Raw genomic sequence first — 9,228 nt, 5'->3', positions numbered from 1 at the left:
GTATTCCATCTCTCATATTATAAGCCATTCTTGAGTTTAGGGAGATAAATCTGTTCGCCTGAAAGGCGAAGGTTTTAACCTTATACATGGAAATAAAGGTTGCTCAACCCAATCATTATAATAAACAACATCATAAGCATTAGGCGGCTCAAGCAACGCAGGCAATACCGCCGCACGCAACAAAGAACTTTTACCCACGCCGCTGGCAGCAAATAAAAAAGTCAGCTTGTGGATCAAAACCTTATCCATCAAAATCCGCTTTTCAGTCGCGCGACCGTAAAAGTTATCTTTATCTAGCTCGGTGTAAGGCTGAAAACCTTTATAAGGAGTGTCCATAAACGCATATTTTATCTAAAGTTAATGTGAACAAAGACGGCCTGCAACCATGATTTTTGCACCGCAGACCAAACTGAATCCACGGAAAATACAATCACAGAAACATTAAAATAATAGCTCATCATTTCTCAAATACCTAGAGCTGTCAACCGCCTTTTTTGCCTATTTCTTTAACATTTGCCGCAAATGAGCAAGATGGGCATTACCTAACTGCTTGGCTTCTTTTTCATCAACTTTCGGCTTTGACTTCCGATGCTCCCATTGCAAAATATCCTCAGGAATCTCCTGTAAAAAACGGCTTGGCTCAGTATCAACCCAATCTCTAAACCGTTTACGTCGCTCTGTATAAGTCATCACCAAACTCTTTTGTGCTCGAGTAATCCCCACATACGCCAAACGCCGCTCCTCTTGAATCCCAGCCTCTTCCATACTGCCATGATGTGGTAATAAATCCTCTTCCATACCGACTAAAAACACATGTGGAAACTCCAAACCCTTAGCCGCATGTAAGGTCATCAATGCCACGCCTTCTTTATTATTTTCATCATTTTGTCGATCTAACACATCTAACAACATAATATGCGCAACCAATTCAGGTAAACTTTTTTGTTCTTGCTCATGCAAGCGATTCAACCATTCAATCAACTCATTTACATTGTCCATACGCATCGCTGCAATGCGCTTATCCTTACAAGTTTCTTGTAACCATTCTTCATATTTGATTGTATTGACTAAAGATTTAATCAACGTTATCGGCGGTTCATAAGTCGCACGCGCCGCAAGCTGACCAATCCAATGGGTAAAACGTTGTAAATTCTGTAATGCACGGCTAGAAAGCTGATTAGCTAAACCCAATTCCAAACTCGCCGCATACAAACCAATATGACGTTGTTGAGCATATTCACCTAATTTATGTAAAGTCGTCATGCCTATTTCACGCCGTGGTATATTCGCAATCCGTAAAAAAGCATTATCATCATCCTGATTCACCAATAAACGCAAATATGCCATTATATCTTTAATTTCACTACGCGAGAAAAAAGACGTGCCACCGCTAAGATAATATGGGATTTGACGATTACGCAATTCAGCTTCAAATAAACGCGCTTGGTGATTACTGCGGTATAAAATGGCATAATCCTCATACTCAGTACGATGACGAAACTTATGATTCATCAATTCACTGATTACTTTTTCAGATTCATGCTCAGCACTCCGAGTTTCAATTGCTCGCAACTCATCGCCGGCACCTTTATCACTCCATAATTTTTTATCAAAAACATGTGGATTATTGGCAATCACACTATTTGCAGCTTTAAGAATATTATTGCTCGAACGATAATTTTGCTCTAACTTGACTACTTGCAGATTTGGAAAATCCTGTTTTAATAGGTTCATATTTTCAGGTTGTGCGCCACGCCATGCGTAAATAGACTGATCGTCATCACCCACAACAGTTAAACCAGAACGCCCACCAACCAATAACTTAACCATTTGATACTGGCTGCCATTGGTATCTTGATATTCATCGACTAATAAATACCGAATCTTGGCTTGCCATTTTTGTAATACTTCTGGATGTTGTTGGAATAAAAATACAGGCAACGCAATCAAATCATCAAAATCTACTGCGTTATAAGCTTTTAACTGTTTTTGATAGTGTTTATATACTTTTGCAGCATGTAGCTCTTTGTCATTCCCTGATAGACGCACCGCTTGTTCAGGAGAAACCAATCCATTTTTCCATAAACTAATGGTTGTTTGAAAATTATTTAAAATCTGCTGGTCAATATCATCTTGTTTTTTAGTCAAATCTTTCAGTAACGACAAACTGTCTTGCGCATCAAAAATCGTAATATTGGATTTAAAGCCTAAGGTTTTAGTTTCTCGGCGTAAAATATTCAAACCTAAATTATGAAAGGTGGAAACGGTTAAGCCTTTGCTATTTGTACCTTTGAGCAATTGCCCAACCCGTTGTTTCATTTCACGTGCGGCTTTATTGGTAAACGTGACGGCGGCAATGTGTTGTGGCTGCATCTGGGTTTGCTGAATCAGCCATGCAATTTTGTGTGTAATGACTCGGGTCTTGCCACTACCTGCGCCTGCCAGCACCAATACGGGGGTATCAATAGCCTTAACAGCTTGCTGCTGACGTGAATTAAGTTTGTCAAACATAGAGAGATGCCACTGTGAAAAAGCGCATTATTGTAACAGTATTCTATACTATATTAAGCTGTGAACTATAAAATATTGGCTAGGAAATAATAGAAAATTACTAATTTAAACAATGTGTTTTGTTAGTCTGCTACAAGCCAGACCTAAGCCATAAACTGTAGCGGAAATCTAGTTTAAGCTTGTATATTTCCAAACACCACCCACATTTGTGGTGTAGATTTTGAATAAAACTAAACTAAATCAAAACTCATTCAAGAGGGGAATAATAATGGAAATGGATAGAAACATGCCCACTGATGAGGAGCTTTATTACCAGCAACAACAGGAACTTATGTTACAATTACAGCCTGTTTCTAGTAATTTAGACACACAACAGCCGACTTACCACCCTAGTTATTACACACAAGATGTGCAGCCCTTCTTAATTGAAAGAAGCCATAGTTCTGGCTCAAATCTCATCCACTAAATAGATTTTATTCTCGATCATTCCATGCTCAGCATGGAGTGAACTCTACCTGCAAACAACACTGTTTAATTCACAGCATAGTCATTTTATTTTAAGATGATATAGAACTGTCAGTCCTAAAGGTTTTAAAACTATTTGATATTTAAATTATTTCAGGATTACCAGTCCTCACACTCAAGACAGAATTGACTATATGATGTGAGACCAAAATCAACATTGTCATTTTCCAACACCTGCATTATATTTCTAACCACCGTCAAATTAAGAAATAATGGCTTATGCGCATCATCAAAGACAAATACATTAGCCCGTTTACTTATTTTGGATTCAAAAAACTATTTGGCACTGAACCGAATAAAGACTTGTTGATTGATTTTCTCAATGAATTACTCCAAACCGAAACAGGCAGAATCATTAACTTAAACTATCTGCCATTGGAACAGCTTGGGCAGAATGAAGATGCACGTAAGGCGATTTTTGATATTTATTGCGAAAGTGAAACAGGTGAAAATTTATTGTTGAATTGCAAAAAGCCAAACAAAATTATTTTAAAGACCGTAGTATTTATTACTCAACTTTCCCAATCCAACAACAAGCAGAAATAGCCAACTATAGCGAACTTGAATATCAGGCTTATGAGCATAGCCTAAAAATATATCGGGATTTGAAAAATTCTATGGATACCGCTTTTAGTGATGGAAAGATTGAGGGTAAGGCTGAAGGAGAATTGAAAGCCAAACTAGAAACTGCAACTAACCTTAAGCAAATGGGTATGACTTCAGAAGTTATTGCTCAGGCAACAGGTCTTAGTTTGGAAGAAATAGAAGCTCTTTAAAATATTTATTTCTTAACAATATTATGCTTTTAAAAATTATCTACAGCATAGTTACTAGAAAATAGCAGCTAATTTCGAACTAATCGAGTGATCTAACTTTTGAGCTTCTTTAGCAATATTGAGTTGCATATTGACGGTTGCTATATCAAACAATGATTCATCAAATGGATAGTTTTGTTTTTCTTTAAACCAACTTAAAACACTTGCTAGATGCCAGAATGTGGATTTTTCTTCATGTATTGGGGTGGGAAACGTTGCTTTGTGTGTTACCGTGAGTTTTCTAATGTTTTGTCGAGAAACACCTAATACACTTGCAATATCTGTTGCTCCAACTATATCAGGAGTGGCCTCAATCAATTGTGCATGTGGAATTACCGTTTTTACATCCTTCACCGCACTCATAACAGCATCTAAAGCATTCTCTGCCTCTCTTATAAAGTCCAACGCAATCCGCCCTTGTTGACCTACACCAATTAAAGCATCATCACAATTATTTTCATATAGATGTTTAACATAGATATTAGGGTCTTGAGAATCATCTAAAAGGTTAAATTTAAGTGTAAATTCATACTCACTCATGATTTCTATTTCTCTCAGATTTAATACATTTATCAACGACTTTCTTTATTTGTTTCGCATGATTGACTGCATTTTTAGGTGTACTCCATATACTACTAATACAAAATTCACCACAACGACATTCATTATCATTATATGGACAATACATTTTACCCCAAGCATGAGAGCCACCAATATCTATTCGCCATTTATGTTTTTCAGCGTATTGCAGTGTTTTTTCAATTTCAGATTTGGGGTGCTTTTTTCTTGGCATAATTCCACCTTATCTTTAAGTTTAGATTTTATAAATTTAGTTGTCAAGTGACAACCTTATTGATTAGCAATTTTTTAGTTGTTGCTATCTTAATCATTTTTTAGTTTAGTTTTATCCGAATAAATTGTATAACCTAATATAATAAAACCAGTTAAGCTTAAGAATATACAACATGATCCAAGACACCCATATTTCACTTGCACACGGCAACGGCGGTCGCTTAATGCGAGAGTTGATCGAAGAATTATTTGCTAAACATTTACAACATCCACAATTAGACATCCAAACTGATGCCGCAGTATTAAACTGGAATGCGGACAATATTGTGATGACAACCGATGGTTTTACCGTGCAGCCCTTAGAATTTCCTAATAGTAATATCGGTGCATTAGCGGTACATGGTACTTGTAATGATTTAGCAGTATCAGGCGCAATCCCACGTTATTTAACCTTGAACGCATTTATTGAAGAAGGGTTTGAAGTGGCACAATTAGAGCGGATTATTAAAAGTCTTGCCCAAGCGGCTCAAGAAGTTAATGTTGCAGTGGTTGCAGGCGATACAAAAGTGGTTCAACGCGGTCAAGGTGGTGGTTTGTATTTGGCAACAACAGGCGTAGGATTTAAAGCAACACAACAATCACTCGGTTTGCAACAAATTCAACAAGGTGATGCCATTCTTGTCAGCGGTGCAGTGGGTAATCATGGGATTGCCGTGATGTTGGCGCGTGAACAATTTGGTTTACGGGGTGATTTGGCTTCTGATGCTGCAAACGTTTTACCATTGACCCAAGGCCTATTAAATCTATCTGGTTTACGTTTTATGCGCGATCCAACCCGAGGCGGCTTAGCCACAGTTGCCCATGAAATCGCCCAAGCCACAGGCCATTGCATCCGTTTACAACAAACTCAAATCCCGATTGAAGACCCCGTGCAAGCAGTCTGTGATATGTTGGGTTATGACCCGTTGTATTTAGCCTGCGAAGGACGAGTTGTTGCCGTCGTTGCACAAGAACAAGCCCTGCAAGCCTTACAGATTTGGCGGGATTTAGGTCAGCACAATGCACAAATTATTGGGCAAGTTCAAGCAGGTAAACCACGAGTGATTTTAGAAACAGAATTAGGTGGTGAGCGTTTGCTTGATGAATTGGAAGATGATCCTTTACCGCGTATTTGCTAATCTGTCATTAAATTTTAAATTGTCTTATGCAGCATTCTGCTAAACTTAGCCAAATTTGAACACTAAACAATCCAAAACATATCATGCTATATTCTATTGCTCGCCCTATTTTATTTACTCAAGACCCCGAAAAATCACATAATTTAACGCTTGCAGCTTTGAATACATCACTCGGTGCAAGCATGACCCGTTTAATGGTGGGTAAAGTTGCCAATAAGCCTTGTACTGTGATGGGAATTGAGTTTCCTAATCCTGTAGGATTGGCGGCAGGTTTAGATAAAAATGGTGAGTATATTAATGGATTGGCTCATTTAGGATTTGGATTTATCGAAGTGGGTACAGTCACACCCCGTCCACAACAAGGCAACCCTAAACCGCGTTTATTCCGTATTCCGAAAGCACAAGGCATTATCAATCGAATGGGGTTTAATAATCACGGGGTTGATAGGTTAATCAGCAATGTGCAACAAGCGAATTACCAAGGTATTTTGGGCATCAATTTAGGTAAAAATGCCACTACGCCATTAGAAAATGCGCTTGATGATTACATCATGGGATTACTTAAAGTTTATCCTTATGCTGATTATTTAGTGGTTAATATTTCCTCGCCAAATACCAAAGATTTGCGCCAATTACAACATGGTGATGAATTAAATAATTTATTACGCGGCTTGAAACAAGCCCATGAGCAAGCCTGTCAACAGTACGATAAATACGTGCCATTAGCAGTAAAAATTGCCCCTGATATGGATAATGAAGAATTGAAACAGATTGCGGATAAACTGTTACAACATAAAATCGATGCGGTGATTGCAACCAATACCACAATCGCACACGATAAAGTCAAGCAATATCCTCATGGCAAGGAAACAGGCGGCTTAAGTGGTGCACCTTTGACAGAACGTGCGACCCAAGTGATTTGGCAATTAAAGCAAATTTTACAAGAAGATATGCCAATTATTGCCGCTGGTGGTATCATGACTCCCAACGATGCAAAAGAAAAACTACAAGTGGGTGCAAGTTTAGTACAAGTCTATTCTGGCCTCATTTATTATGGGCCAACATTGGTGCGAGATATTGTACAAGAACTATAAACTCTTGTTAAACAAGTAACCTGAGTCTGACTTATCTTTCAAGCTTAGGTTATATAAAAAATAAAATGGGTGAGTTTTTTCTTTGAAAATCTCTTTTAGCCAAATGTTTTGTCTATTGATAACCTTGATAACACCCTTTGGAACAAAAAAATGCTTGTTACAGGAATACTATTGATTGCAGGCGGCAGTTTATATGCTTGGTCTCGCTCCAATCAAAAAAATGCCCTACAAATCCCCTTTACTCAAAAACACTTTTCCTTAACTGATTCCACACCACAAAAAAATGATGAAGCAGAGCGCCTTCAGGAAACTGATATTGTTGATATTGAACAATGGGCAGACCATTACTTTAATGTCTCCTCGGCTGCTTTAGGTGTCGCAGCTATCGGTATTTGGGTACCCGTTTTCCAAATTCCAGCGGCAGTAGGCTTAACTTATCTAACAATTCCAATTTGGCAACAAACCTACAAGGATTTAATAAAACGTAAACGTCTCACCACAGGTGCGCTTGAATCCATTGCTTTACCCGCTTTTGCTTTATCAGGTTATATGTTTGTCGCAGTGGCCAGTAATTGGTTGTATTATTTAGGCTCAAAGTTTATTGCCAAATCTAAAAACTATTCAAGCAACCAACTCAAAACCCAACTCACGCAGCCGTTAAAGTCGGTTTGGCTAAAGCAAGATGGATATGAGGTGACTTATGAAGATATACAATTAGGTGATGTTGTCGTGATTCAAGCAGGTGAAACCATTCCCGTTGACGGTGTCATCATTGAAGGGGTTGCCAGTATTGATGAAAGAATGATGACGGGCGAATCACAATTAGCAGAAAAAATCAAGAATGAGCAAGTGTTCGCTTTTACGATTGTACTGGCGGGTAAAGTTTGGGTTAAAGTAGAAAAAACAGGTCAAGAAACCATTGCAGCCCAAATAGAACAAGCCTTAGAACAGACCAATCATTATGCGGCAACCATTGAGTTGCGGATTAAAGAAATTATTGATAATGCAACGATTCCAACTTTAATCTTAACTCTTATCACTTTACCTACTGTAGGGCTTACCAGTGCTTTAATTGTATTAGATAGCCCCATTATCGATAGTATTATGATTACAGGTCCTTTGGGTATTTTGATCCATTTGTCGATTGCGTCTAAACAAAATATTTTAATTAAAGATGGGCGAATTTTAGAAATTTTAAAACGGGTTGATACCATCGTGTTTGATAAAACAGGCACTTTGACTCATAGCCAGCCTCATGTGGGCAAAATTTATCCATTGGTTGATACTTATACTGAACAAGAAATTTTAACTTACGCTGCCATTGCTGAATCAAAACAAACCCACCCGATTGCCAAAGCCATCCGCCAAGCAGCTGAACAATATCATCTTGAGTTAGATAGCGTGACCAATATGCAATATGAGCTCGGCTATGGGATTAAAGTTTTGCTGGGCGATAAAACTATTTTGGTCGGTAGCACACGATTTATGCAACTGGAACATGTCAGCATTTCACAACATGCCAAAGACTTAGAACAGAAGTGCTATCGACAAGGCTATTCTTTAGTTTATGTTGCGATTAATCAGAACTTAGCAGGTTTAATTGAATTACATCCCACAATTCGCCCTGAAGCGGCTCAAGTTATTCAAAGTCTTAAACAGCGCGGACTTTCACTCTATATCATTTCTGGAGATCATCACAATCCAACCAAAGCTCTGGCCGAAAAATTAGGCATTGATCACTATTTTGCCGAAACATTACCTGAAGATAAAGCAAATTTAATTAAGCAATTACAGGCTGATGGAAAGTCAGTGTGCTTTATTGGTGATGGGATGAATGATGCGATTGCACTAAAAACCGCCAACGTTTCTGTCTCTTTACAAGGTGCATCCAATATTGCAACTGACACTGCTCAAGTAATTTTGATGGATGAAAATTTAACCCAATTACCTCAAATGTTTAATATTGCTGATAGTTTAAATCGGAATGTCAAAAATAGTTTAGTGCTCGATGTTGTGCCTAATACAATCTGTATTGGCGGCGCATTATTTTTCCATTTAAGTATTTATGGTGCGTTGGCTATTTATAGTATCGGTTTATTGGGTAATCTTGCTAATGGTGTCGCGCCATTACTGAGTAAACGGAATCAAACAATACAGCATCAACCCACGAGTATAGAGTGATGAATTTGACAACCCCTTATTACTTGATTGATGAAACAAAATTGCTCAAAAATTTAGAAAAAATTAAGTATTTAAAACACAATTATCAAATCAAATCCGTATTGGCACTCAAATGCTTTGCAACGTGGTCAA

At 38.0% G+C, this 9,228-nt stretch carries 9 protein-coding genes and 2 pseudogenes; 7 read left to right on the top strand and 4 right to left on the bottom strand.

The window, feature by feature from the left end; translation table 11 throughout:
- Positions 1–36: 36 nt before the first annotated feature.
- Together ABXH34_RS15750 and rep are read right to left on the bottom strand one after the other, a co-directional pair.
- Complete coding sequence (locus tag ABXH34_RS15750) at positions 37–336, bottom strand: nSTAND1 domain-containing NTPase (protein WP_353572842.1); 300 nt, start codon at positions 334–336, stop codon at positions 37–39.
- Between the two features lie 162 nt (positions 337–498).
- A complete protein-coding gene (rep, locus tag ABXH34_RS15745; protein ID WP_353572841.1) occupies positions 499–2,511 on the bottom strand; it encodes a DNA helicase Rep in 2,013 nt (670 codons plus the stop codon).
- A 286-nt stretch (positions 2,512–2,797) separates the two neighbouring features.
- Between rep and ABXH34_RS15740 the strand changes: the two genes are divergently transcribed.
- The 4 genes and pseudogenes from ABXH34_RS15740 to ABXH34_RS15730 all read left to right on the top strand — a co-directional run bounded on the left by ABXH34_RS15740 (position 2,798) and on the right by ABXH34_RS15730 (position 3,812).
- Positions 2,798–2,977, top strand: coding sequence for a hypothetical protein (locus ABXH34_RS15740; protein WP_353572840.1), 180 nt, complete (start codon positions 2,798–2,800; stop codon positions 2,975–2,977).
- A gap of 278 nt (positions 2,978–3,255) precedes the next feature.
- Positions 3,256–3,370, top strand: a pseudogene (locus ABXH34_RS18775) (PD-(D/E)XK nuclease family transposase); the annotation flags it as partial.
- Positions 3,343–3,539 (top strand): annotated as a pseudogene (locus ABXH34_RS15735) (PD-(D/E)XK nuclease family transposase); the annotation flags it as partial. The pseudogenes ABXH34_RS18775 and ABXH34_RS15735, both read left to right, overlap by 28 nt.
- A 114-nt stretch (positions 3,540–3,653) precedes the next feature.
- Positions 3,654–3,812, top strand: a complete 159-nt coding sequence (locus tag ABXH34_RS15730; RefSeq protein ID WP_353572843.1) for a hypothetical protein — start codon at positions 3,654–3,656, stop codon at positions 3,810–3,812.
- A gap of 54 nt (positions 3,813–3,866) precedes the next feature.
- On the opposite strand, the gene ABXH34_RS15725 is transcribed toward ABXH34_RS15730, so the two are convergent.
- Together ABXH34_RS15725 and ABXH34_RS15720 are read right to left on the bottom strand one after the other, a co-directional pair.
- On the bottom strand, positions 3,867–4,391 hold the full coding sequence (locus ABXH34_RS15725; RefSeq protein ID WP_353572839.1) for a helix-turn-helix transcriptional regulator: 525 nt from the start codon (positions 4,389–4,391) through the stop codon (positions 3,867–3,869).
- Positions 4,384–4,644, bottom strand: a complete 261-nt coding sequence (locus tag ABXH34_RS15720; RefSeq protein WP_353572838.1) for a hypothetical protein — start codon at positions 4,642–4,644, stop codon at positions 4,384–4,386. The genes ABXH34_RS15725 and ABXH34_RS15720 overlap by 8 nt, the downstream gene beginning before the upstream one ends.
- A gap of 172 nt (positions 4,645–4,816) precedes the next feature.
- Between ABXH34_RS15720 and hypE the strand changes: the two genes are divergently transcribed.
- From hypE to ABXH34_RS15705, 3 genes are all read left to right on the top strand, one after another.
- Positions 4,817–5,821 (top strand): hydrogenase expression/formation protein HypE, encoded by a 1,005-nt coding sequence (gene hypE / locus ABXH34_RS15715; protein WP_353572837.1) that lies wholly within the window; start codon positions 4,817–4,819, stop codon positions 5,819–5,821.
- 83 nt (positions 5,822–5,904) lie between these two features.
- The gene (locus ABXH34_RS15710; RefSeq protein ID WP_353572836.1) at positions 5,905–6,915 is read left to right on the top strand and encodes a quinone-dependent dihydroorotate dehydrogenase; all 1,011 of its coding nucleotides are present in this window, start codon (positions 5,905–5,907) and stop codon (positions 6,913–6,915) included.
- Positions 6,916–7,065: 150 nt separating this feature from the next.
- Complete coding sequence (locus ABXH34_RS15705) at positions 7,066–9,096, top strand: heavy metal translocating P-type ATPase (RefSeq protein WP_353572835.1); 2,031 nt, start codon at positions 7,066–7,068, stop codon at positions 9,094–9,096.
- The last annotated feature ends 132 nt before the right edge of the window (positions 9,097–9,228 follow it).

The organism is Candidatus Albibeggiatoa sp. nov. BB20, assembly GCA_016744725.1.
In the GTDB taxonomy this organism is placed as follows: Bacteria; Pseudomonadota; Gammaproteobacteria; order Beggiatoales; family Beggiatoaceae; genus Albibeggiatoa.
Note: the sequence above shows the minus strand (reverse complement) of the source record. Positions and strands in the feature narration are given on the sequence as shown.